General features: G+C 61.6%; 25 protein-coding genes and 1 tRNA gene. 21 read left to right on the top strand and 5 right to left on the bottom strand.

Annotated features, from left to right (window positions below; translation table 11 throughout):
- The first annotated feature begins 135 nt into the window (after positions 1-135).
- Complete coding sequence (gene gyrA, locus AC1RTB_RS00290) at positions 136-2,913, top strand: DNA gyrase subunit A (RefSeq protein ID WP_492877191.1); 2,778 nt, start codon at positions 136-138, stop codon at positions 2,911-2,913.
- Positions 2,914-3,023: 110 nt separating this feature from the next.
- On the opposite strand, the gene AC1RTB_RS00285 is transcribed toward gyrA, so the two are convergent.
- Positions 3,024-3,176: a hypothetical protein gene (locus AC1RTB_RS00285; protein WP_492877193.1), complete on the bottom strand. Its 153-nt coding sequence runs from the start codon at positions 3,174-3,176 to the stop codon at positions 3,024-3,026.
- Between AC1RTB_RS00285 and AC1RTB_RS00280 the strand changes: the two genes are divergently transcribed.
- The 8 genes from AC1RTB_RS00280 to AC1RTB_RS00245 all read left to right on the top strand — a co-directional run bounded on the left by AC1RTB_RS00280 (position 3,175) and on the right by AC1RTB_RS00245 (position 8,518).
- The gene (locus AC1RTB_RS00280; protein ID WP_492877195.1) at positions 3,175-3,390 is read left to right on the top strand and encodes a hypothetical protein; all 216 of its coding nucleotides are present in this window, start codon (positions 3,175-3,177) and stop codon (positions 3,388-3,390) included. The genes AC1RTB_RS00285 and AC1RTB_RS00280 overlap by 2 nt on opposite strands.
- Positions 3,383-3,883, top strand: coding sequence for a pantetheine-phosphate adenylyltransferase (coaD, locus tag AC1RTB_RS00275; RefSeq protein WP_492877197.1), 501 nt, complete (start codon positions 3,383-3,385; stop codon positions 3,881-3,883). Before AC1RTB_RS00280 ends, coaD begins: the two co-directional genes overlap by 8 nt.
- A gap of 17 nt (positions 3,884-3,900) precedes the next feature.
- Complete coding sequence (locus AC1RTB_RS00270; protein ID WP_492877199.1) at positions 3,901-4,488, top strand: peptidylprolyl isomerase; 588 nt, start codon at positions 3,901-3,903, stop codon at positions 4,486-4,488.
- A gap of 27 nt (positions 4,489-4,515) precedes the next feature.
- Entirely contained in the window at positions 4,516-5,031 is a 516-nt protein-coding gene (locus AC1RTB_RS00265; protein ID WP_492877201.1) for a peptidylprolyl isomerase, read from the top strand.
- A 3-nt stretch (positions 5,032-5,034) separates the two neighbouring features.
- Complete coding sequence (locus AC1RTB_RS00260) at positions 5,035-5,484, top strand: DMT family transporter (RefSeq protein ID WP_492877203.1); 450 nt, start codon at positions 5,035-5,037, stop codon at positions 5,482-5,484.
- Positions 5,484-6,560, top strand: coding sequence for a tRNA preQ1(34) S-adenosylmethionine ribosyltransferase-isomerase QueA (queA, locus tag AC1RTB_RS00255; RefSeq protein WP_492877205.1), 1,077 nt, complete (start codon positions 5,484-5,486; stop codon positions 6,558-6,560). The genes AC1RTB_RS00260 and queA overlap by 1 nt, the downstream gene beginning before the upstream one ends.
- Positions 6,557-7,687 carry a tRNA guanosine(34) transglycosylase Tgt gene (tgt, locus tag AC1RTB_RS00250; RefSeq protein WP_492877207.1) on the top strand — a complete coding sequence of 377 codons (1,131 nt, stop codon included), beginning with the start codon at positions 6,557-6,559 and terminating at the stop codon, positions 7,685-7,687. The genes queA and tgt overlap by 4 nt, the downstream gene beginning before the upstream one ends.
- Positions 7,688-7,759: 72 nt before the next feature.
- Positions 7,760-8,518: a class I SAM-dependent methyltransferase gene (locus tag AC1RTB_RS00245; protein WP_492877208.1), complete on the top strand. Its 759-nt coding sequence runs from the start codon at positions 7,760-7,762 to the stop codon at positions 8,516-8,518.
- A gap of 2 nt (positions 8,519-8,520) precedes the next feature.
- On the opposite strand, the gene AC1RTB_RS00240 is transcribed toward AC1RTB_RS00245, so the two are convergent.
- Positions 8,521-8,934, bottom strand: a complete 414-nt coding sequence (locus AC1RTB_RS00240) for a DUF4864 domain-containing protein (RefSeq protein WP_492877210.1) — start codon at positions 8,932-8,934, stop codon at positions 8,521-8,523.
- A 189-nt stretch (positions 8,935-9,123) separates the two neighbouring features.
- On the opposite strand from AC1RTB_RS00240, the gene AC1RTB_RS00235 reads away from it, so the two are divergent.
- From AC1RTB_RS00235 to AC1RTB_RS00200, 8 genes are all read left to right on the top strand, one after another.
- The gene (locus AC1RTB_RS00235) at positions 9,124-9,360 is read left to right on the top strand and encodes an Lrp/AsnC ligand binding domain-containing protein (RefSeq protein ID WP_109576006.1); all 237 of its coding nucleotides are present in this window, start codon (positions 9,124-9,126) and stop codon (positions 9,358-9,360) included.
- Between the two features lie 153 nt (positions 9,361-9,513).
- Positions 9,514-10,926: a circularly permuted type 2 ATP-grasp protein gene (locus tag AC1RTB_RS00230; protein WP_492877212.1), complete on the top strand. Its 1,413-nt coding sequence runs from the start codon at positions 9,514-9,516 to the stop codon at positions 10,924-10,926.
- Between the two features lie 60 nt (positions 10,927-10,986).
- On the top strand, positions 10,987-11,367 hold the full coding sequence (locus AC1RTB_RS00225; RefSeq protein WP_492877316.1) for a four helix bundle protein: 381 nt from the start codon (positions 10,987-10,989) through the stop codon (positions 11,365-11,367).
- Between the two features lie 54 nt (positions 11,368-11,421).
- The gene (locus AC1RTB_RS00220; protein WP_492877214.1) at positions 11,422-12,363 is read left to right on the top strand and encodes an alpha-E domain-containing protein; all 942 of its coding nucleotides are present in this window, start codon (positions 11,422-11,424) and stop codon (positions 12,361-12,363) included.
- A gap of 12 nt (positions 12,364-12,375) precedes the next feature.
- Positions 12,376-13,170, top strand: a complete 795-nt coding sequence (locus AC1RTB_RS00215) for a transglutaminase family protein (RefSeq protein ID WP_492877215.1) — start codon at positions 12,376-12,378, stop codon at positions 13,168-13,170.
- A gap of 34 nt (positions 13,171-13,204) precedes the next feature.
- Positions 13,205-13,936, top strand: coding sequence for a proteasome-type protease (locus tag AC1RTB_RS00210; protein WP_492877217.1), 732 nt, complete (start codon positions 13,205-13,207; stop codon positions 13,934-13,936).
- A 39-nt stretch (positions 13,937-13,975) separates the two neighbouring features.
- Positions 13,976-15,388: a pyridoxal phosphate-dependent decarboxylase family protein gene (locus AC1RTB_RS00205; RefSeq protein ID WP_492877219.1), complete on the top strand. Its 1,413-nt coding sequence runs from the start codon at positions 13,976-13,978 to the stop codon at positions 15,386-15,388.
- 95 nt (positions 15,389-15,483) lie between these two features.
- On the top strand, positions 15,484-16,260 hold the full coding sequence (locus tag AC1RTB_RS00200) for a DeoR/GlpR family DNA-binding transcription regulator (protein WP_492877221.1): 777 nt from the start codon (positions 15,484-15,486) through the stop codon (positions 16,258-16,260).
- A 31-nt stretch (positions 16,261-16,291) separates the two neighbouring features.
- Here AC1RTB_RS00200 and AC1RTB_RS00195 read toward each other — a convergent pair whose 3' ends face one another.
- The 3 genes from AC1RTB_RS00195 to AC1RTB_RS00185 all read right to left on the bottom strand — a co-directional run bounded on the left by AC1RTB_RS00195 (position 16,292) and on the right by AC1RTB_RS00185 (position 17,844).
- Positions 16,292-16,813 (bottom strand): BA14K family protein, encoded by a 522-nt coding sequence (locus AC1RTB_RS00195; RefSeq protein WP_492877223.1) that lies wholly within the window; start codon positions 16,811-16,813, stop codon positions 16,292-16,294.
- A 175-nt stretch (positions 16,814-16,988) separates the two neighbouring features.
- Positions 16,989-17,492 (bottom strand): BA14K family protein, encoded by a 504-nt coding sequence (locus tag AC1RTB_RS00190; RefSeq protein ID WP_492877225.1) that lies wholly within the window; start codon positions 17,490-17,492, stop codon positions 16,989-16,991.
- 276 nt (positions 17,493-17,768) lie between these two features.
- Positions 17,769-17,844: transfer RNA gene (locus AC1RTB_RS00185), tRNA-Lys, on the bottom strand.
- 270 nt (positions 17,845-18,114) lie between these two features.
- Here AC1RTB_RS00185 and AC1RTB_RS00180 point away from each other — a divergent pair.
- The 4 genes from AC1RTB_RS00180 to glmS all read left to right on the top strand — a co-directional run bounded on the left by AC1RTB_RS00180 (position 18,115) and on the right by glmS (position 22,795).
- Positions 18,115-18,453 (top strand): hypothetical protein, encoded by a 339-nt coding sequence (locus tag AC1RTB_RS00180; RefSeq protein ID WP_492877226.1) that lies wholly within the window; start codon positions 18,115-18,117, stop codon positions 18,451-18,453.
- 158 nt (positions 18,454-18,611) lie between these two features.
- Complete coding sequence (locus AC1RTB_RS00175; protein WP_492877228.1) at positions 18,612-19,358, top strand: cytochrome c biogenesis CcdA family protein; 747 nt, start codon at positions 18,612-18,614, stop codon at positions 19,356-19,358.
- A gap of 100 nt (positions 19,359-19,458) precedes the next feature.
- The gene (gene glmU, locus AC1RTB_RS00170; protein ID WP_492877230.1) at positions 19,459-20,826 is read left to right on the top strand and encodes a bifunctional UDP-N-acetylglucosamine diphosphorylase/glucosamine-1-phosphate N-acetyltransferase GlmU; all 1,368 of its coding nucleotides are present in this window, start codon (positions 19,459-19,461) and stop codon (positions 20,824-20,826) included.
- A 145-nt stretch (positions 20,827-20,971) separates the two neighbouring features.
- Positions 20,972-22,795: a glutamine--fructose-6-phosphate transaminase (isomerizing) gene (glmS, locus tag AC1RTB_RS00165; RefSeq protein WP_492877231.1), complete on the top strand. Its 1,824-nt coding sequence runs from the start codon at positions 20,972-20,974 to the stop codon at positions 22,793-22,795.
- Positions 22,796-22,859: the final 64 nt, after the last annotated feature.

Here is a 22,859-nt window from a genome sequence, read left to right as displayed (position 1 = left end):
TCGCGGATCATGTCGCGGCGGCTATCCTTTTGATATCTAACCTCAAATCAGCGTTGGAAAAGCGCGGCCAAAATTGGTCATTCGCAGGCCATTCCTATATAAGGAGCAAATGATTCCTAACATGCGTGATCAAAGTTGACCGACCAGAAATCACCGCGCGGACCTGACGGTCCCTCCGGCATCGAGCCGATTTCCATCATCGAGGAGATGCAGCGCTCCTATCTCGATTACGCCATGAGCGTGATCGTGAGCCGCGCGCTGCCCGACGTGCGCGACGGCATGAAGCCGGTGCATCGCCGCATTCTCTATGCCTCGCATGAGAGCGGCTATCACTGGAACCGCAAATATGTGAAGTCGGCGCGCCCCGTCGCCGACGTGATGGGTAAATACCATCCGCATGGCGACGCTTCGATCTATGACGCGTTGGTGCGCATGGCGCAGCATTGGTCGATGAGCGTGACGCTGATCGACGGGCAGGGCAATTTCGGTTCGATCGATGGCGATCCCCCGGCAGCGATGCGCTACACCGAAGCGCGCCTGACCAAGGTCGCGCACGAACTGCTTGAGGATATCGACAAGGATACTGTCGATTTCCAGGACACCTACGATGCTTCGGGCAGCGAGCCACGCGTCCTGCCGGCACGCTTTCCGGCACTGCTGGTCAATGGCGCGGGCGGCATCGCCGTCGGCATGGCCACCAATATCCCGCCGCACAATCTGGTCGAGATCTGCAACGGCACCATTGCCGTCATGGAAAACCCCGCGATCGACCTGCCCGACCTGATGGAGATCATTCCCGGTCCGGACTTCCCGACCGGCGCCCTGATCCTCGGGCGCTCGGGCATCTACAATGCCTATTCGACCGGCCGCGGCTCGGTCATCATGCGCGGCAAGGTCAATATCGAGCAGCGGGCGGGCGACCGCGAGTCGATCATCATCACCGAAGTTCCCTATCAGGTGAACAAGGCGACGATGATCGAGAAGATGGCCGAACTGGTGCGCGACAAGCGCATCGAAGGCATCTCCGACATCCGCGACGAGAGCGACCGCCAGGGCTACCGCGTCGTCATCGAGCTCAAGCGCGATGCCAACGCCGAGGTCATCCTCAACCAGCTCTATCGCTTCACCCCGCTGCAGACTTCGTTTGGCGCCAACATGGTGGCGCTCAACGGCGGCAAGCCGGAAGTGCTGACGCTGCTCGACATGCTGAGGGCGTTTGTTACCTTCCGCGAAGAGGTGATCAGCCGGCGCACCAAGTTCCTGCTCAAGAAGGTGCGCGACCGCGCGCATGTCTTGGTCGGCTTGGCCATCGCCGTTGCCAATATCGACGAGGTCATCAAGCTTATCCGTGCCGCGCCCGATCCGCAGACGGCGCGCGAGCAGTTGATGACGCGGCGTTGGCCGGCATCCGATGTCGAGTCGCTGATCCAGCTGATCGAAGATCCGCGCCACCGCATCAATGAAGACGGTACGTATAATCTTTCGGAAGAGCAGGCCCGCGCCATTCTCGAGCTGCGCCTGCAGCGCCTGACGGCACTTGGCCGCGACGAAATCGCCGACGAACTGAACAAGATCGGCGCCGAGATCACCGACTATCTCGACATCCTGTCGTCACGCGCCCGCATCCAGCAGATCGTCAAGGACGAGTTGATTGCCGTGCGCGACGAGTTCGGCGTGCCGCGCCGCACGGAGATCACCGACGGCGGCGCCGACATGGACGACGAGGACCTGATCCCGCGCGAGGACATGGTCGTCACCGTCAGCCATTCCGGCTACATCAAGCGCGTGCCGCTGTCGCTCTACCGGGCGCAGCGCCGCGGCGGCAAGGGCCGCTCGGGCATGTCGACGAAGGACGAGGATTTCGTCACCCGGCTGTTCGTGGTCAACACGCATACACCGGTGCTGTTCTTCTCTTCGCGCGGCATCGTCTACAAGGAAAAGGTCTGGCGCCTGCCGATCGGCAATCCGCAATCGCGCGGCAAGGCCTTGATCAACCTGCTGCCGCTCGAACAGGGCGAACGCATCACAACGATCATGCCATTGCCCGAGGACGAGGCGACCTGGGCCGAACTCGACGTGATGTTCGCAACCACGCGCGGCACCGTTCGCCGCAACAAGCTCAGCGAGTTCGTCCAGGTCAACCGCAACGGCAAGATCGCCATGAAGCTGGAGGAAGAAGGCGACGAGATTCTCGGCGTCGAAACCTGCACCGACAATGACGATGTGCTTCTGACCGCCGATTCCGGCCAGTGCATCCGCTTCCGCGTCGACGACGTGCGCGTGTTCCAGAGCCGCAATTCGGTTGGCGTGCGCGGCATCAGCATGGGCGAGGGCGACCGCGTCATCTCGATGGCGGTCATCGAGCATGTCGAGGCGAGCCCGGCGGAACGTGCCGCCTATCTCAAGCGTTCGGTTGCCGAGCGGCGACTGGCCGCAGGCGTTGCTGCAGGCGAGGACGAAGAGATCGCGCTGACCAACGAGGAGGTCGGCGAAGAAGCCGACATCTCCGAAGAGCGCTATCAGTTCCTGACCCAGCACGAGCAGTTCGTGCTGACTGTCACCGAATATGGCTACGGCAAGCGCTCGTCGTCCTATGATTTCCGCCTGACCAACCGTGGCGGCAAGGGTATCCGCGCCACCGACGTGTCGAAAGCGGCGGAAATCGGCAAGCTGATTGCGACCTTCCCGGTCGGCGGCGACGACCAGATCATGCTGGTGTCGGATGGCGGCCAGGTGATCCGTGTTCCGGTCGAGGGCATTCGCTTCGCCAGCCGCGCCACCAAGGGCGTGACCATCTTCAACACCGCCGATGGCGAAAAGGTGGTTTCGGTCGAACGGATTTCCGAGCCGCAGGGCGAGGACGATGCCGACGAAGCATCCAATGGCGATGCTGTGGTGAGCGAAGAAGGTTGATCTTGGCCCACGCCGAACAGCTTTGCTGTTCAAGGCGTTAGGCAGGGATATTTAAGAAGAGAAAGAAGCGGCGCCGAGGCGCCGCTTTTGCCTGGAGGGGCAGAAACTGTTCAGCGCGGAGTGCTCGGGTTGCGCCAGCCGGGAAGCTGAATGCGTGCGGTCTGCACCTTGGTGCGAACGCGATGCGCCTCATGATGGAGGCTGAAAGCAGTGGCGACGAGCATGGCCAGGGTCATGGCCGCGGCGAGCATATAGATCATCATGGCGCTGTTCTCCTGCTCGAAACAACGGACGAAACGGCGTTTGGTTTCATCGACAATGGAGATGGTTTATTCACATCCGCTTGAACTGATCCTGAAATTGCCGTTCATGGCGCATTCATTTCGTAAACCAATCGCCGGCCCCAAGAGGGGCACGTTGGCGGCAAAGTGCGCTTCCACCTTCGGCGCCGATGTTCTAGAAGCAGCCTATGATTGATCGCATTGCCATCTACGCCGGGTCTTTCGACCCGCTCACAAACGGCCATCTCGACGTGCTCAAGGCGTCGCTGGCGGTGGCCGATGTCGTTTATGCCGCCATCGGCATCCACCCGGGCAAGAAGCCGCTGTTTTCGTTCGAAGAGCGCGTGGCGCTGATCGAAGAGGCGACAAAAGCCGAGTTCGGCCAGGATGGCGGCCGCATCAAGGTCGTCGCCTTCGACGGGCTGGTGATCGATGCGGCGCGCAAGCAAGGCGCCTCGATCATGATCCGTGGCCTGCGCGACGGCACAGACCTCGACTACGAGATGCAGATGGCGGGCATGAACGAGACCATGGCGCCGGAACTGCAGACGGTTTTCCTGCCGGCGAGCCCTTCGGTTCGCACGATTACCGCCACACTTGTCCGCCAGATAGCCTCGATGGGCGGCGACATCCGCCCGTTCGTACCGGCGGCGGTCGCCGGTGCGCTCACGGCCAAATTCGCGAAATAATTTCGGAGTATCGGAAAATGCAGCTCAGGAAGCTTGCCTCGTCCTTCGTTGTCCTCGCCAGCCTGCTGGCCGGATCGGTTGCGGCTTTTGCCGCCGAACCGGAGAACACGATGATCATCACGCTCAAGGGTGGCGACGTGACGGTGGCGCTGCGCCCCGATCTCGCGCCCAAGCATGTCGCCCAGATCAAGACGCTGGTGCGCGACGGCTCTTATGACAATGTCGCCTTCCACCGCGTCATCGACGGCTTCATGGCCCAGACCGGCGACGTCGAATTCGGCGACATGAAGGACGGCTACAATGCCGCCCGCGCCGGCACCGGCGGTTCCAAGCTGCCCGACCTGCCGGCCGAGTTCTCCAAGGAGCATTTCAAGCGCGGCGTCGTCGGCATGGCGCGTTCGCAGGACCCGAATTCGGCGAATTCGCAGTTCTTCATCATGTTCGACACCGCATCCTCGCTCGACGGCCAGTACACCATCGTCGGCGACGTCGAGAAGGGCATGGAACTTGTCGACGGGATCAAGAAGGGCGAAGCGTCCGACAATGGCACCGTCAGCGACCCCGACCGCATGATCAAGGTCCGCATCGCCGCGGACGCCAAGTAAACCTGAAACGAAAAGAGGATATTCATCATGGCCGAGATCAAGGATCGCGAAAACGCGCTGATCATGGAAACCACCAAGGGCAAAGTGGTCATCGAACTGTTGCCGGACCTGGCGCCCGGCCATGTCGGCCGCATCAAGGAACTGGCGCGTGAAGGCGCTTATGACGGCGTCGTGTTCCACCGCGTCATCGAGGGCTTCATGGCCCAGACCGGCGACGTGCAGTACGGCAACTCGACCAAGCCGTCGTTCAACCCGTCGCGCGCCGGCATGGGCGGTTCGGACAAGGCCGACCTCAAGGCCGAGTTCTCCAACATGAACCACGCCCGCGGCACCTGCTCGATGGCGCGTTCGCAGAACCCGAACTCGGCCAACTCGCAGTTTTTCATCTGCTTCGACGACGCCGGCTTCCTCAACCGCCAGTACACGGTGTGGGGCCAGGTCATCGAAGGCATGGACAATGTCGACAAGATCAAGCGCGGCGAGCCGGTGCAGGATCCCGACAAGATCGTGTCGATGAAGGTCGCAGCGGACGTGGCGGAGTAAGCAATGGCTGGCGTTCTCTGGTCGCTTCTCGGCGTGCTGGCGGGCGCCTTCATTGCCATTCAGGCGCCGATCAATTCGCAGCTGGCGCGCGGGCTCGGTGTGCCCGTCGCGGCGGCTGCGATTTCGTTTCTGGCCGGTGCCGTGGTGCTTGGCATCGTCACCTTGCTGACCACCCGCGCGCAGGGTGTTTCCATCGACTGGCGCGCACCCGCGCCCTGGCTGTTCGTCGCCGGCGGCGCGCTTGGCGCGGTCTATGTCACGAGTTCGGTGCTGCTGACGCCGCGCATCGGCGCTGCGGCACTGATGGCATTCCTGGTTGCGGGGCAATTGCTGGCAGGAATGCTGGTCGACCGCGCCGGCTATCTTGGCGTGGCCGTCCGCGAAATCTCCATGGGCCGCATTGTCGGTGCCATGCTATTGCTCGCTGGAGCAATGATGATCCGTATCTACTGATGCGTGTTGACCTTTTCGATTTTGAGCTTCCCGAAGAACGGATCGCCTTGCGCCCGGCCGAACCGCGCGATTCCGCGCGTTTGCTGGTGGTGCGGTCCGAGGAGAAGCTCGCAGATTTGAGCGTTGGCGACCTGCCATCGCTGCTTGAGCCGGGCGACGTGCTGGTGCTCAACGATACCCGCGTGATCCCGGCACAGCTCAAGGGTACACGCGTGCGCGGCGAGGCCTCGGCCCATGTCGATGCAACGCTGCATATGCGCGTCGGTCCCGACCGCTGGCTGGCCTTCATGCGGCCCGGCAAGCGGGTCGCTGTCGGCGACCGCATCCAGTTCGGCCATAGCGCCGAGGCTTGCATGCTGGGCCAGCTCGACGCCACCGTCATCGAGAAAGGCGAGGCCGGCGAGGCACTTCTCGCATTTGACTTTTCCGGCGCGGCCCTCGACGAGGCGCTGCATGCTGTCGGTCATATCCCGCTGCCGCCCTACATCGCTTCCAAGCGCGCCGACGACGAACGAGATCGCAAGGACTACCAGACCGTCTATGCCAGGGAGGAGGGCGCTGTTGCCGCCCCGACCGCCGGGCTGCATTTCACCCCGGAACTGTTTGCCCAGATGGACGCCAAGGGCGTCGAGATGCAATTCGTGACGCTGCATGTCGGCGCCGGCACCTTTCTGCCGGTCAAGGCCGACGATACGGCCGCGCACAAGATGCATTCGGAGATCGGCCATGTCTCCGAGGAAACCGCACGCGCGCTCAACGCCGCCAAGGCACGGGGAAACCGCATCATCGCTGTCGGCACCACTTCGCTTCGGCTGATGGAGAGTGCGGCGCACGCCGACGGCACCATCGCCGCATGGTCGGGGCCGACCGACATCTTCATCACGCCCGGCTACCGTTTCAAGTTCGTCGATGCGCTGATGACCAATTTCCATTTGCCGCGTTCGACGCTGTTCATGCTGGTTTCGGCCTTTTGCGGGCTCGAACGCATGCATGAGGTCTATGCGCACGCTATTTCCAGCGGCTACCGCTTTTACTCCTATGGCGATGCCAGCCTGCTGTTCAGGAACGACCGATGAGTGAAGAGTTCAAGTTCAACGTGCTTGCCACCGACGGCAAGGCGCGGCGCGGCGAAATCACCATGCCGCGCGGCACGATCCGCACGCCGGCCTTCATGCCTGTGGGAACCGGCGGCACGGTCAAGGCGATGTATATGGACCAGGTGCGCGGCGTCGGCGCCGACATCATCCTGGGCAATACCTATCATCTGATGCTCAGACCTGGCGCCGAGCGCGTTGCGCGGCTTGGCGGCCTGCACGAATTCGCCCGCTGGCCATACCCGATCCTGACCGACTCCGGCGGTTTCCAGGTGATGTCGCTGTCCAAGCTGCGCAAACTCAGCGAAAAGGGCGTGACCTTCCGCTCGCACATCGATGGCGCGGCCTACGAGATGTCGCCTGAACGCTCGATCGAGATCCAGGGACTACTCGATTCCGACATCCAGATGCAGCTCGACGAGTGCACCGCGCTTCCGGCGACGCCGAAAGAAATCGAGCGCGCGATGGAGCTTTCGTTGCGCTGGGCCGAGCGCTGCAAGACGGCCTTTGGCGACCAGCCCGGCAAGGCGATGTTCGGCATCGTCCAGGGCGGCGACATCCCCGACATGCGCGTGCGCTCGGCGCAGGCGCTGAAGGGCCTTGACCTCAAGGGCTATGCGGTGGGCGGTCTGGCCGTCGGCGAGCCGCAAGAGGTGATGCTCGACATGCTCAATATCACCTGTCCGGAGCTGCCTGAGGAGAAGCCGCGCTATCTGATGGGCGTCGGCACGCCCGACGACATCATCAAATCGGTGGCGCGCGGCATCGACATGTTCGACTGCGTCATGCCGACCCGCGCCGGCCGCCACGGCCTGGCCTACACCCGTCGCGGTAAGGTCAATCTGCGCAACGCACGCCATGCCGACGATCCGCGCCCGCTCGACGAAGAAAGCGATTGCCCGGCCGCGCGCGACTACAGCCGCGCCTACCTGCACCATCTGGTGAAGTCGGGCGAGTCGCTGGGCGCCATGCTTTTGACCTGGAACAACCTGTCCTACTACCAGCAGCTGATGGGCGACATCCGCGCGGCGATCGAAGCAGGAAAATTCGTCGACCGCTCGGCGGAGATCACCGAAGGCTGGGTGCGAGGCGATTTGCCGGTGCTGTAAATTCGTCGGTCTGGATTTCGGCCCGGTTTCGATTTATCGCATGCCCGTGCAAGCAATTCGGGCAGGCAGTACATGAACAATCGATACGGAACACTGGCGTCGTGGGTCTATAACCTGGACAAGCCTGTCGGCAGGTCGTTTGGCGACATCGAATATTATCGTCAGCGCCTGGAGAACTGCGCGGGGACGGTGCTCGAACCCGCCGTCGGCAATGGCCGGTTCTTTGTGCCGATGCTGGAGAGCGGCATTGTCATGGAAGGCTTTGATCCGTCCGAGGAGATGTTGGGCTATTGCCGCGAGGCCGGCCGGCAGCGGTCGCTGGACGCTCAGTTGTCGCATCAGACCTTCGAGGATTTTTCTTACGCGCAGAAGTTCGCGGCCATCGTCGTGCCGCTTGGCTCTTTCCAACTGATCACCGATCTGGCGTCAGCCAAATCCGTGCTGAACCGGTTTTTCGATCACCTGGCACCGAATGGCCGGCTGATGGTCGATCTTGACCCGATCGGCAGTTTCCTCGGGGCGAGCGGCAGTATCCGCAGCTGGACGACCGAAGATGGCGACCTGCTGACGTTGACCGACACTCGCGTCCAAACCGATTTTGTGGCTCAGACCACTGTTTCGCAGCTTCGCTACGAGCATTGGCGCCATACAAGACTGGCCGACACCGAGCTCGAACTGTTCAGCCTGCGCTGGTGGGGCGTCAACGAGTTTGCCATGGCCCTCAGAGAGGCCGGCTTTGCCGACGTCGTTGCGTCGGGCAATTACCAATATGGCCGCGCGCCGCAAAAGGACGACGAGACCATCAGCTTCGAGGCGCGTCGGCCGGCGTGATATCAGGTGCTCAGCGACTTCGCTGCGCGCAGGCTGACGCCGGTGATGCGCCAGACGCCGTCGGGCTGCAGTTCGAGTGTATAGACGGCCTCATAGTCCTTGCCGTCGGGTCCGACGATCAGCACCTGCTGGATGATCGCTGTCGGGCTCGTTTCCCCGGACTTGCCGAAAGAAAAGCTCCGCGGCTTGTACACCGGCTTGTAGCCACCAGTGACCATGCCCATGAAGGTGTCGAGGGTGGGGAAGATACGCTTCACATTGGGTGCGGCATAACCATAGGCCGTGGCATCGTCGCCTGAACGAAATGCCTTGAGTTGGCCTGCGATACTGTCCTGCGCCGCCTTGATCTCGGCATCGCCGGCAAGCGCAGGCAAGCAAAACAACAGGGCTGCAAGGGCAATCGCTCCACGGCGCATCTTGCTTACTCCCGCTCATCCGGCGCATTGGCCGGAACGTCGATGTCATTGTAACATACGCGGAGGGCTGTCTGCCGGTTTCTGGTGGATGGGCATTTTGCCTCTGCAGCGTTGCCAGGCATTGGCTTGAAAGCGCTGGTGCGTTCTGCGACAAGACCGGCAACAAGGGCAGCCGGAACGGATGATGCGATGAAGACCTTTTTCGTGCAGATCAAATGCGAACTCGGCAAGGCCTATGAAGTGGCGAGCGCTTTGGCCGATGCCGAGATCGCCTCGGAGATCTATTCGACGGCCGGCAATTTCGACCTGCTGGTAAAGTTCTATGTCGATGATGAAGAAGACATCGGCCACTTCGTCAACGAAAAGGTCCATGCTATCGGCAACATCAGGGACACGTTCACGACCGTGACCTTCCGCGCGTTTTGAGCGTCAAGAAGGCAGGGATGCGCTCAAATCCCCGGCTTTTTGCCGAAATGATGGGCAATTTCCCGAATATGAAGCCGGCTGCGCCTGAAACCAGCGATTGCGCTTGATTTTCTCCCATGAGGTCATTTCACTGACCGCATGGGGAGTTCACCAGTGGTCGCGTTCGATGAAATGCTCCCGGCCGAAGCCGGATTGAGAAAACCCTACGAAGCCTATGACAGCTGGTTGAAAAACCAGGACCCTGTCCGACTTACCGAAAAGATGCGCGATGCCGAGCGCGTCTTCCGCAAGACCGGCATCACCTTCGCCGTCTATGGCGAGCAGGAAGCCTCCGAGCGGCTGATCCCCTTCGACATCGTGCCGCGCATCATTTCCGGCAATGAGTGGCGGCGGTTGACGCAAGGCATCGAGCAGCGGGTGCAGGCGCTCAACGCCTTCCTCGACGATATCTATCACCGCCAGGAAATCCTGCGCGCCGGCCGCGTGCCACGTGAGCTGATCGCCACCAATGAGGCGTTCCTGCCCGAGATGATCGGCGTCCGGCCGCCGGCTGGCGTCTACACCCACATCATCGGCGTCGATATCGTGCGCATCGCCGAGAATGAGTTCTACGTGCTCGAAGACAATGCGCGCACGCCATCCGGTGTCTCCTACATGCTGGAGAACCGCGAGACGATGCTGCAGCTTTTTCCCGAGCTGTTCCAGCGCATCAAGGTGCATCCCGTCGAAAACTATCCGCAATTGCTCAGGCAGTCGCTTTCGGCGGTGCGGCCGAACGGTGTGAGCGGTGTGCCGACGATCGCGGTGCTGACACCGGGCAGCTTCAACTCGGCCTATTTCGAGCACGCATTCTTGGCCGATCAGATGGGCGTGCAGCTTGTCGAGGGCCAGGACCTGCGTGTGATCGACGGGCGCGTGGCGATGCGCACCACCGAAGGCTACAAGCAGATCGACGTGCTCTACCGCCGCGTCGACGACGCCTATCTCGATCCGCTGACCTTCAAGCCGGATTCGGCGCTTGGCGTGCCCGGCATCATGGACGTCTACCGCGCCGGCAACATCACCATCGCCAATGCGCCGGGCACCGGCATCGCCGACGACAAGGCGATCTATTCCTACATGCCCGAGATCATCGAGTTCTATAGCGGCCGCAAGCCGATCCTCGGTAACATTCCGACCTGGCGCTGCTCCGAGCCCGACAGCCTGAAATATGTCCAGGAGCACCTCACCGAGCTGGTGGTCAAGGAAGTGCACGGCTCGGGCGGCTACGGCATGCTGGTCGGGCCGGCTGCCTCCAAGAAAGAATGCGAAGAGTTCTCGAAAAAGCTCGCGGCGCGGCCTTCCAACTACATCGCCCAGCCGACGCTGTCGCTGTCGACCTGCCCGATCCTGACCGAAAAGGGGCTCGCGCCACGCCATGTCGATCTCAGGCCGTTCGTGCTGGTTTCCGACCGTATTCGCATCGTGCCTGGCGGGTTGACGCGCGTGGCGCTCAAGGAAGGCTCGCTGGTCGTCAATTCGTCGCAAGGTGGCGGGACGAAGGATACGTGGGTGTTGGATGATTGAGGGCGAATAGGGAATAGTGAGTAGTGAGTAGTGAGTAGTGAGTAGTGAGTAGAGGGAGAACTGCCCACGTTAGTCACTTCATATCGCGACTTGTTGGTTTGGAAGGCCGCGATCGAGCTCGCCACGGAATGTTATTCGGCAACAAAGGCTTTTCCAAACAGCGAAACATACGGAATGACCTCTCAGGTTCGGCGCTCGGCATCTTCAATCGCGGCGAATATCGCGGAAGGGTACGGAAGGGAGCATCGCGGATCGTTCATCCAGTTTCTTCGGATTGCACAAGGCTCTCTCAAAGAGCTGGAGACGCATGTGATCTTGTGCGGAAAGGTGGGGCTGTTGAACGACATTGCCGCCGACGGGCTGCTTGGTCGGTCGGAGGAGGTTGGGAAGATGCTGCGTTCGTTGATCCGAAGCCTTCAGCAGAAACAGACGAAACCATGACTCCGAACTACTCACTACTCACTATTCCCCACTCACTCATTCGAGCTTCCTGACATGCTCCTCGGTCGCACCGCCAACGGCCTCTACTGGATGAACCGCTACATCGAGCGGACCGAGAATATGGCGCGGCTGATCGATGCCGGCCTGCGCATAGCGCTGACCCGCAGCCAGGATGCCTCGGAAGAATGGAACTCGGTGCTGCTTTCGGCTGGAGCCGCCAGCGCGTTCGCCGCCAAGCACAGCGACTACACGGCAGAAAACGTCGCCGATTTCCTGCTGCGCGACATGGCCAACCCGTCGAGCGCTGTCGCGGCGATCGAAACGGCCCGAAACAATGCGCGCATGGTGCGCACAGCGCTGACCCGGGAAACCTGGGAGAGCATCAACGAAGCCTGGATGTCGCTGAAGCGCATGCTGGCATCCCCGATCGACCAGCGCGAACTGCCCGGAGTGCTTGACGCGATCAAGCGCGAGACGGCACTCATCCGCGGCTCGTTTTACGGCACCATGCTGCGCAACGAGATTTTCGATTTCGCCCAGCTCGGCACCTATGTCGAGCGCGCCGACAACACCGCGCGCATCCTCGACGTCAAATATTACGTGCTGCTGCCGTCGGTTTCGTGGGTGGGCTCTTCGCTCGACAATTACCAATGGGAGTCGATCTTGCGGTCGGTTGCGGCACACAGGTCCTATCGCTGGGTCTATGAGGCCGAATACAAACCGGCCAACATTGCCGAATATCTGATGCTCAATGCGCGCATGCCCCGTTCGCTGGCTTTCAGCTACCGGTTCCTCGCCGAGCATCTCAAATACCTCGGTGAGGACTATGGCGCCAAGCACCCCGCGCAAGAGATCGCCGAGCGAACCTATGCCAGGCTGCGCGGCACCGAGATCAAGGACATTTTCGAAACCGGTCTGCACGAGTTCCTGGCCGACTTCATTCAGGACAATAACCGGCTCGGCGATCAGGTCGCCCAGGATTTCGGCTTTTATTGAACGGATAGGAAGATGCGGCTCAAGGTCAGCCACCGCACCGAGTACAATTACGACGAGCCGATCCGCTATGGCCTGCAGCGCGTACGCCTGTGGCCGGTGAGTGGGCCGGCGCAGACGGTGCTGACCTGGACGTTGCGTATCGAAAGTGCGCGCGAGGAGGTACGGTTCCTCGACCAGTTCGGCAACGACACCCGCCTGCTCAGCATCGACGGCGATCCGCACACAATCAGCATCGTTGCGGAAGGCGAGGTGGAGACCAACGAAACCGCTGGCATTTCGGGGCCGCATCGCGGCTTTGCACCGCTGTGGTTGTTCGAGCACCCGACGCCGCTGACGGCCCCAGGCGCTGCAATTCGCGGTCTTGCGGCTGACATCGGGGAGGGTGGCGAGTTGGAGCGGCTGCACGCCCTGATGGCGACGATCCAGCAACGCGTGGCCTACATGACCGGCACGACCGACTCCCGCACGACCGCCGAAGAGGCGCTTGAGAAAGGTACCGGCGTTTGCCAGGACCACGCTCATGTCTTTGCCGCCTCGGCCCGGCTGCTTGGATTTCCGGCGCGTTATGTCAGCGGCTATCTGATGATGAACGATACGATCGAGCAGGTGGCGAGCCACGCCTGGGCGGAGGCCTATGTCAACGGGCTGGGATGGGTCGGCTTTGACGCCGCCAATGGCGTGTCGCCCGACGGGCGCTACGTGCGCGTGGCGGTAGGGCGCGACTACCGCGAGGCGATGCCGATTTCAGGCATTCTGATCGGCCACGCCCAGGAACGGCTTGCAGTCCACATCACCGTAGAGCAGTAATCCGGCATAGAAGCGTTTCGCCGGACTGGAATCGATGACCTATTGCGTCGGCCTGAAGATTGATCGCGGCCTGGTGTTCATGTCGGACACGCGGACCAATGCCGGGGTCGACAGCATCTCGACTTTCCGCAAGATGCGCATCTGGGAGCAATCAGGCGAACGCGTCGTCGTTCTGACGTCGGCCGGCAATCTCGCCACCACGCAGGCCGTGGTCAGCCTGCTCGACGAAAGGACAAAGGCTGCGGCCGAGCGCGCGCCGACGCTGCTCGAAGCACCCTCGATGTACCAGATCGCGCGGCTGGTCGGCGACACGGTCAAGGAAGTGATCGCCCAGTCGGCGCTGGGTGGCCAGACAGCGGATGCGGCATTCAACGCCTCGTTCATCCTCGGCGGCCAGATCAAGGGCAGCGAACCCAGGCTGTTCATGATTTATCCCGAGGGCAATTTCATCGAATGCAGCGACGACACACCGTTCTTCCAGATCGGCGAGACCAAATATGGCAAGCCGATCATTGTGCGCGCCTATGACAAGACGATGAGCTTCGCCGAGACGGTCAAGCTGCTTTTGGTATCGTTTGATTCGACGCTGAAATCCAACCTGTCGGTCGGGCTGCCGCTCGACCTGGCGTTCTACGAAAAAGACAGTTTCAAGATCGGCCTGAAGAAGCGGATCGGTGCTGACGATCCCTATTACCGGAGCGTCTCGGAGGGCTGGTCCGACGCGCTGAAGGCGGCTTTTCAGAGCTTGCCTGATTTCATCGAATAGCCGCCAAGTCTGGCTCAATACGCTCATCGGAGGACGACCATGGACAGCAACGAGTTTCGCCATTGGTCGGTGAAGGCGGCCGAATGGGGCGTCGATTACCGCGCCGGGTTGCGTGACCGGCCGGTGCGGCCGGATATCGAACCGGGCAAAATTCTGGGCGCGGTTGCCGCCAGTCCGCCCGAAGAGGCCGAGCCGATGGAGACGATCTTCGCCGATTTCGAGGCGACGATCGTGCCCGGCATGACGCATTGGCAACATCCGCGCTTTTTCGCCTATTTTCCGGCCAACGCAGCACCCGTTTCGGTGGTGGCGGAGTATCTCGTCAGCGCCATGGCTGCCCAGTGCATGCTCTGGCAGACCTCGCCGGCGGCAACGGAACTGGAAACACGCGTCGTCGACTGGCTGCGCCAGGCGCTTGGCCTGCCGGTCGATTTTTCCGGCGTCATCCAGGATTCCGCCTCGTCGGCGACGCTTGCGGCGGTGCTGACCATGCGCGAGCGCGCGCTCGACTGGCAAGGCAACAAATCTGGCCTTTCGGGTGCGCCGCGCCTGCGGATCTACTGTTCGGAGCACGTGCACACCTCCATCGACCGCGCCATCTGGGTTGCGGGTGTCGGCGAGGAAAATCTCGTGCGCATTCCCACCAGCGGGCGCTTTCGTGCCATGTCGACAGAGGCACTCGAAGCCGCGATCGCTAAAGATCGCGAGCAGGGCTTTCTGCCGGCAGGCGTGATCGCCTGCGTCGGCGGCACCAGTGTCGGCGGTACCGATAATATCGCAGCCGTGGCGGACGTCGCCAGGCGCCACGGGCTCTACACCCATGTCGATGCCGCCTGGGCCGGTTCGGCGATGATCTGCCCGGAGTTCCGGCACTTCTGGGCCGGTGTCGAAGGCGTCGATTCGATCGTCTTCAACCCGCACAAATGGCTGGGCGCCCAGTTCGACTGCTCGGTCCAGTTCATCCGCGATCCCGAAAGCCTGGTGCGGACGCTGGCTATCCGTCCGGAGTTTTTGAAGACGCACGGCCGCGACGGCATCACCAATTATTCGGAATGGTCGGTGCCGCTCGGACGGCGCTTCCGCGCGCTGAAGCTGTGGTTCCTGTTGCGCGCCCATGGGCTGGAAGGCCTGCGCAAGATGATCCGCAACCATGTCGCCTGGAGCGAAAAGCTGGCCGGACGGCTTGGCCGCGAGCCCGATTTCGAGATCACCAGCGAGCCGATGCTGTCGCTGTTTTCCTTCCGCCACAGCCCATCAGGCGTTGCCGACCTCGACCAGCACAATCTGGCGCTGGTCGAAACGATCAATCGCGACGGGCGCATCTACCTGACCCAGACACGCGTCGATGGCCGCGCCGTGATCCGTTTCCAGGCAGGGCAGTTCGAAGCGACAGAGGCCGATGTCGACAAGGCCTTCCAGGTGATCACCGAGATCGCCCGCTCCGCGCGGTAGAAGCGAGGCGCTTCGAATTTGCTTTCGAAGCGCCTTTTCACTGCTTTCGTTTTCCCTTATCGTTGGGCAAAACGAAATTCGGGGAAACACCAAAAATGTACCTTTCGCCGCGCCAGTCCGAAATCATCCAGCTCGCCAAGGACAATGGGCGCGTGCTGGTCGACGATCTGGCAACGCATTTCCAGGTCACGCCGCAGACCATCCGCAAGGATCTCAACGATCTTTGCGACCAGCGCCTGCTGAGCCGCATCCATGGCGGAGCGCTGTTTCCTTCCGGTATCGAGAACCTCGAATACGAGGCGCGGCGCAAGATCGCCGCCGACGAAAAGGACGCGATCGGCCAGGCGGCGGCGCGCATCATCCCCGACAACGCCTCTTTGTTCGTCAATATCGGCACCACCACCGAAGCCGTCGGCAAGGCGCTTCTCGACCACAAGGGACTGATGGTCATCACCAATAACATCAATGTTGCCAACAGGATGCGGGTTTATCCTGATATGGAGGTGGTGATCGCCGGCGGTGTGGTGCGTGGCTCTGACGGCGGCATCGTCGGCGAAGCGGCTGTCGACTTCATCCGTCAGTTCAAGGTCGATTATGCGGTGATCGGTGCTTCGGCGATCGACCATGACGGCGCTTTGCTCGACTTCGATTTTCGCGAGGTGAAGGTGGCGCAGGCAATCATCGCCAATGCCCGCCATGTCATTCTGGTGTCTGACAGGACCAAGTTTGAGCGCACGGCACCGGTGCGCATCGCCCATCTGTCGCAGATGGACACCTTCATCACCGACCATTGCGACATTCCGAGCATCCGCAAGATCTGCGCGGAATCGGATGTTCAGCTTGTCGAAACGAAAAGACCCGCGTCAGAGTGAACGCGGGTCTGACTGTGCCGTCGATCCTCGCTTAATAGGGCGAGCGGCACTGCTGGCGCGGGCCGTTGTTGGGCTGGAAGGTATTGTCCGAAGCCCGATATGACCGGTAGCGATTGTAGCACCACTGGACGTGCGAATTGCCGTAGCCGCTGGGCTGGACATATCTCGGCTGGCTGGCAATCGCGCTGCCGACAATGGCACCGCCGACGAAAGCACCGGCCGGATACCACCAGCCATTGTAATTGCGGTAACCCGGACGGTAGTCGCGGTAGCCGCGATGCCCGTTCATGTAGAAGCCGCCATTTCGGGCTATGGGGTGATAGCGCACATTCGGGTGGTAGTTGGGGTGGTAGCGGACGTTTGGATGGGCACGGACGTTGGGGTGGACGTGAACCGGCCGCCGCACATGCCCGCGATAAGCGACATCTTCAATCACCGAGTAGCCCTTCGGCGGCATGGGAAAATAAACCGCGGCGGCAACAGGCGCCGCGCTCGCCAGCGCAAACGACGCGGCGATGGCCGTTGCCATCAATCCTGAGATCACCTTGTTCATCGTTGTCTCCTTACAGGGACCTTTGTCCCTTGCCGGAGAAACGGTGGGGCTGGGGTGTTTGTTCCGGTTTCGCAGAGCGAGCCGCAGCCTACCCATTGCAGCCAAGCAAGGCTGCTCAGCTGTTGCCACGGGAGACCCGCACCGACCTGGAGAGGGTCTCCCGGCTTGTCATGTCTCAGCCATAAGGCGTGTAGCACTGCTGGCGCGGACCGTTGTAGGGCTGGAAGGTGTTGTCATAGGCCCTGTACGACCGGTAGCGGTTGTAGCACCACTGGACATGGGCATTTCCATAGCCGGGTGCGACATAGCTGTATGTCGGCCCGGCATCGTAAAATGAACTGCCCAGCAGAGCTCCGGCAAAGAAGGCGCCGGGGAAGAAGAAATCGTCGTCGAAATTGCGGAAATGCCTGTCATGGCGGAAATCGCGGTGGTCATGGAAGAACGCATGGCCACCGCGCATGAAGTCACGGCCCCCGCGATGATCGGCAAAGGCCATACGGCGCATCGGTTCGCCGCGCATTTGCATGGCGTGGCCGGCGAAATGTCCGCCCCCGCCACCGAAATGCGGCATCATCATCGTATGCATTTCCATGCCACGTGCGGTGGCCGGCACCGTCGATGCCACGGCAAAAGAAGCCACGACAGCCGCCGCCATCAGGCTCGAAGTGATCTTACGCATGATCGTCTCCTCACGAGAGTTCGTTCACTTGGTGAATAAACGTCTGGGAAGGGCGGAAACGTCCGCGACGAGCGGCTTGGGCACGTTCCCACGGGATGGGGAAGCGCGCACTCGTCAGCGCTTCATGACCTTGTTCGACCGGTGCGAACCGGTCAATCAAGAGAAGCGGTGAGGGGCAGTTTTGGCCGACTAGTCATAAAACTAGTCACAATTTCAAAACAGCCCAAACCGCGGTTTCGCCGCGGCGACCTAACATATTGATTTTTATGGGCTTTTTGGTGGGCGGGATGGGACTCGAACCCATGACCATTCGATTAAAAGTCGAATGCTCTACCAACTGAGCTACCCGCCCGACCGTACATAGCTGCTCTACCAGCTGAGCTACGTGCTCTCGAAGGCCGCGCGGCGACCCCGAAATTCGGCCGGAACATAGGGAGAGTGCCACGGCGGGTCAACCGGAAAAATGCCGTTGCAAACAGCCTGTTAAATGTAGGCCTCAAGATGCCCGGCCTGCCGCGTTAGACCAGCGTAATATTAAGGCGCGGTGATATTGCTGGCGTCATATCCCGCTGCTAGAGCATGGCGTCCAATATCGGGCCGCCATCGTTATGGAAATTCATAAATGCGTACTTTTTTGAAACTCGCCGTTGCTTCCGTTTTGGCCATTTCGGCTCTTCCCGCCGTCGCCCAGGCCGAAGATCTGGTCTTTACCCTGAAGAACGGCACGACGTCGGTGCTGACGAATTTTTATGCCTCCCCGGTCGGTGTCGACAAGTGGGAAGACGATATTTTCGGCCGTGAAACGCTTGGTGCAGGCGAAAGCATGCAGATCACCATCGCCGACGGCCGCAGCGTCTGCGAATACGACATGCGCTTCGAATTCGAGGAAAGCTCGAGCCTGGACACGACCGAAGACAAGCAGAATCTCTGCGAGATGGGCGAATACACCATCCACGAATAGGACTGGCCACGAACCAGAGCTGGCGCAAAGCCGCTGACGAAGAATTGTTCGGGCCGGCAAAAAAAACCGGCCCGGCAATGACTGCCACAAAATGGTGATTGGTGCCTGATAGCCGCTGCCGCTATAGCGGCGCCTGAACATCGGTGGAGCGGCATTAAATGGCATTGGACGTCGGTTATCTCAGCGCATTGGGGGCAGGAGCCCTGTCTTTCCTGTCGCCTTGCGTGCTGCCGCTGGTGCCGCCCTACCTCTGCTACATGGCCGGCGTTTCGGTCGACGACTTCAAGGCTGACGGCGCAACGGCGACCGTTTCGCGCGCGCGCGGAGCACTGCTTGCCGCATCCGCCTCCTTCGTGCTCGGTTTTACCACCGTCTTTGTCGCGCTCGGCGCCGGTGCTTCGACCATCGGGCAGCTGCTGCGCACCTGGCAGGAGCCGCTGGCCATGGCGGCGGGCGTGCTCATCATCCTGATGGGCCTCAATTTCCTCGGCATATTGCGCATCCCGCTTTTGTCGCGCGAGGCGCGCTTCCAGTCGCAAGGCAAGCCGGCAAGCAATCTGGCCGCCTATCTGATGGGCCTCGCCTTCGCCTTTGGCTGGACGCCGTGCATCGGGCCGGTGCTGGGGCCGATCCTGACACTGGCCGGCGGGCGCGAGACGGTGGGTGAGGGCGCGTTGCTCTTGGCCGTCTATTCGCTGGGGCTGGGCATCCCGTTCCTGATCGCTGCCATGTTCTCCAGCGCCTTCATGCGTTTCCTGAGCAAATTCAAGGTGCACCTCGGCAAGGTCGAAAAGGCGATCGGCGCGCTTTTGGTGGTGGCCGGCGTGCTTTTCCTGACCGGCGGCGTGCAGACAGCGTCCTACTGGCTGCTCGAACGCTTTCCGGTACTCGGCCAACTCGGCTAGCTCCAACAAACGGCCCGATTCGGTGTGCATTGGAGGCGATTGCCAGCAATGCTAGAAAGGTGGCCGATTCCAGCCGCCTTCAGAAAATCCGGACGACGCCATGACATCGAGAACCTGCCTGTCGATCATCCTTGCCGCCGGCGAAGGCACGCGGATGAAGAGCGCCACGCCTAAAGTGCTGCACAAGATCGCCGGCCTGCCGATGGTGGCGCATGTCGCCAAGGCAGCCGAGGCGGCGGGTGCGGACAGCATCGCGCTGGTGGTCGGCCATGGCGGCGACGAGGTTCGCAAAGCGGCCGAAACATTTGCCCCAAAGGCCGAAATCGTAGTGCAATCCGAGCGGCTGGGCACCGCACATGCGGTACTGGCGGCGCGGGCCGCGATCGCCAAGGGTCATGACGACATCCTGGTGATGTTCGGCGATACACCCCTGGTCGAGGCCGATTCGCTGGCTTTGGCGCGGGCAAAGCTCGCTGAAGGCGCTGCTGTCGTTGTGATCGGCTTTCGTCCGCCGAACCCGGCAGGCTATGGTCGCCTGATCGAGAAGGCCGGCAAACTCGTAGCAATCCGCGAGGACAAGGATTGCAGCGACGAGGAGCGCAAGATCGGCTTCTGCAATGCCGGTTTGATGGCGATTTCTGGCGCGCACGCCCTCAAGCTGCTCGACCAGGTCGGCAACGCCAATGCCAAGGGCGAGTTCTATCTCACCGACATCGTCGAGATCGCCGACAGAGCTGGCCTGAGGGTGGTGGCGACCGAGGCAAGCTTTGAAAGCGTCTTGGGCATCAACAACCGTGCCGAGCTGGCCGAAGCGGAAGGCATCTGGCAGAACCGCCGGCGCCGCGCCGCGATGCTCGGCGGAGCGACGCTGATCGCGCCTGAGACTGTATATTTCTCGCACGACACCGAGATCGGTGCCGACGTTGTGGTCGAACCGAATGTCTGGTTCGGGCCGAACGTTACGATCGCCGATGGCGCGACGGTCCATGCGTTTTGCCATCTGGAAGGCGCAAATGTTGGCCCGCGTGCCGAGATCGGGCCGTTCGTTCGGCTGCGGCCGGGTGCGGAGCTGCACGAAAAAGCCAAGGTCGGCAATTTCTGCGAGGTCAAGAAGGCGACGATCGAAAAGGGCGCCAAGGTCAACCACCTGACCTATATCGGCGATGCGCGCGTCGGTGCTGGCGCCAATATCGGGGCGGGCACCGTCACCTGCAACTATGACGGCTATTCGAAATTCTTCACCGACATCGGCGAGGGCGCCTTCGTCGGCTCCAACTCTTCGCTGGTGGCGCCGATCGTCATCGGCGCGCGGTCCTACATCGCATCGGGCAGCGTCATCACCGACGAGGTGCCGGAAGATTCGCTGGCCTTTGGCCGCGCGCGGCAGAAGACGCTGCCGGGCAAAGGCAAGGAATTGCGCGAGCGCTTTGCTTCAGCGGCGGCAGCGAAGAAGGCCGGCGCGAAGTAACCGCATTTCAATCCTAGCGTGCCATTGTGGTCCATCCTGACCGCCTGGATGGCTGATACGTAGCGAAACGGAATGTGACTTCCGCTTGTTCGTTGCGCTGCCTACAAGGCCGACAGGGTTTTGAGGGATTGGACGGGGCAAGATCATGTGCGGAATTGTCGGAATTGTCGGCTTGACGCCGGTTGCACCGTTGATCGTCGATGCGCTGAAGCGGCTGGAATATCGCGGTTATGATTCCGCCGGCGTCGCCACCATCGAGAACGGCGAACTGGCGCGCCGCCGCGCCGAAGGCAAGCTGGTCAATCTCGAGCGCCGCCTCAAGCAGGAACCGCTCGACGGGCTGATCGGCATCGGCCACACGCGCTGGGCGACCCATGGCGTGCCCAACGAGACCAACGCGCATCCGCATTTTTCCAACGGCGTGGCGATCGTTCACAACGGCATCATCGAGAACTTTGCCGATCTGCGCGAAGAGCTTCAGAACGACGGCTACGAATTTACCTCCCAGACCGATACCGAGGTTGTGGCGCATCTGATCGCCCGCGAGCTGGCCGGTGGCGCAAAGCCCATCGATGCGGCGCATGCGGCGCTGAAGCGGCTCAACGGCGCGTTTGCGCTGGCCATCATGTTCAAGAGCGACGACAATTTGATCGTCGGCGCCCGCAACGGACCGCCCTTGGCCATCGGCCATGGTGAGGGCGAAATGTTTCTGGGCTCCGATGCGATCGCGCTGGCGCCTTTCACCAACTCGGTCACCTACCTGGAAGATGGCGACTGGGCGGTGGTGCGCCGCGATGAATTCCAGATCTACGACATGGATCGCACGCCGGTGGAACGCCAGCGGCGCCAGTCCGTCGGCTCAAGCTACCTCGTCGACAAGGGCAACCACCGCCATTTCATGGAAAAGGAGATCCATGAACAGCCGGAAGTGATCTCGCACACGCTGGCGCATTATCTCGACTTCACCCAAGGCACCTCCAAGCCGCTCGACCTGCCGTTCAACTTCGCCGACATCGACCGCCTGGCGGTCTCGGCCTGCGGTACGGCCTATCTTGCCGGGCTGATCGGAAAATACTGGTTCGAGCGCCATGCGCGGCTGCCGGTCGACATCGATGTCGCTTCGGAGTTCCGCTACCGCGAAATGCCGATCTCCAAGAAGAGTGCGGCGTTCTTCGTGTCGCAGTCGGGCGAAACCGCCGATACGCTGGCGTCGCTGCGCTACTGCCGCAAGGCGGGTGTGCCGATCGGTGCCATCGTCAATGTGCGTGAATCGACGATGGCACGCGAATCCGACGTGACGCTGCCGACACTGGCAGGCCCCGAGATCGGCGTCGCCTCGACCAAGGCCTTCACCTGCCAGCTTTCGGTGCTGGCGGCACTCACCATTCGCGCGGCCTCGCAACGCGGCACTATCTCGGCGGACGAGGAAAAGGCGCTGGTACGCAGTCTTTCTGAGGCGCCGCGCTATGCCGCGCAGGTGCTCAAGCTCGACAAGCAGATCGAGAAGGTGGCGCGGGAACTCGCGTCCTACAAGCATGTGCTTTATCTCGGCCGCGACACCAATTTCCCGCTCGCCATGGAAGGCGCGCTCAAGCTCAAGGAAATCTCCTATATCCACGCCGAGGGTTATGCGGCGGGCGAGCTGAAGCACGGGCCGATCGCGCTGATCGACGAGAACATGCCGGTCATCGTCATCGCCCCGCATGACCGCATCTTCGAAAAGACCGTGTCGAACATGCAGGAAGTGGCGGCGCGGGGCGGCAAGATCATCCTGATCACCGACCAGAAGGGAGCAGCGCAGGCGACGGTGAAGACGATGGAAACCATCGTCCTGCCCGACGTGCCGGAATTCATCGCGCCGATCATCTATGCCCTGCCGATCCAGATGCTGGCCTACTTCACCGCCGTGTTCATGGGCACCGACGTCGACCAGCCGCGCAATCTGGCGAAATCGGTGACTGTGGAATAGGGCTGAGCCCTCTACGAAGATCGCTGTTTCAAAGCACTGCCCGGTTCACTAATGTTGCGGTGCA

The organism is Aminobacter sp. GW821-FHT11F06, assembly GCF_058808215.1.
The sequence above is the reverse complement of the archived record's forward strand: the minus strand, read 5'-3'. Positions and strand labels throughout refer to the sequence as shown.